The 547-nt window shown below is 64.2% G+C and carries 1 protein-coding gene; it reads right to left on the bottom strand.

Going from position 1 to position 547, the window contains the following annotated elements:
- Nucleotides 1-247 (bottom strand): 4Fe-4S dicluster domain-containing protein (locus tag C5E41_RS33065; protein WP_146097606.1); only part of this gene is annotated, 247 nt, incomplete at its 3' end.
- Between the last annotated feature and the right edge of the window lie 300 nt (nt 248-547).

The raw sequence follows: 547 nt of genomic DNA, 5'->3' as shown, positions 1-547 counted from the left end.
CGAAGTAGCCCGAGTTGATGTCGGTGTAGCGCTGCAGGCCCTCGGGCAGCTCGTCCTCGGAGTAGATCGCGTCGACCGGGCATGCGTCGGCGCATGCGCCGCAGTCGATACAGGTCTGCGGGTCGATATAGAGCATCTCCGCGGTCGCGAAATCCGGGTCGTCGGGCCGGGGCCGGATGCAGTCGACCGGGCACTCCGACAAGCAGCTCGCATCATTGCAGCATCTCTGCGTCACTACGAAGGCCATGGTGCCAGGTCCTAACATTCCTTGCGTCGCATCAACATCAGCGCATCAACAGACCATCTGTCGATCGTCCGGGTATCTACGACGAGCTATACGGTTCATTAAGTAGACCTATTCTACTATATGGCTAGGATCCGTCGTCGCGCGGGCGGCGCGGAGGAGCTTCGACTCATCATTCCGGTCCCGCTCGCGCGGAGTGAGACCGTGGAGAAAGCGCGGCTCCCCCGGGCCCCGACACCCCTTGCCGGGGGAGCCGCCGCGACCCTGCTGCGGCTCAGCTCACTCGTCGGCCGCGCGGGTTGG

The sequence above is a fragment of the Nocardia nova genome, assembly GCF_002933465.1.
GTDB lineage: Bacteria > Actinomycetota > Actinomycetes > Mycobacteriales > Mycobacteriaceae > Nocardia > Nocardia nova_B.
The sequence above is the reverse complement of the archived record's forward strand: the minus strand, read 5'-3'. Positions and strand labels throughout refer to the sequence as shown.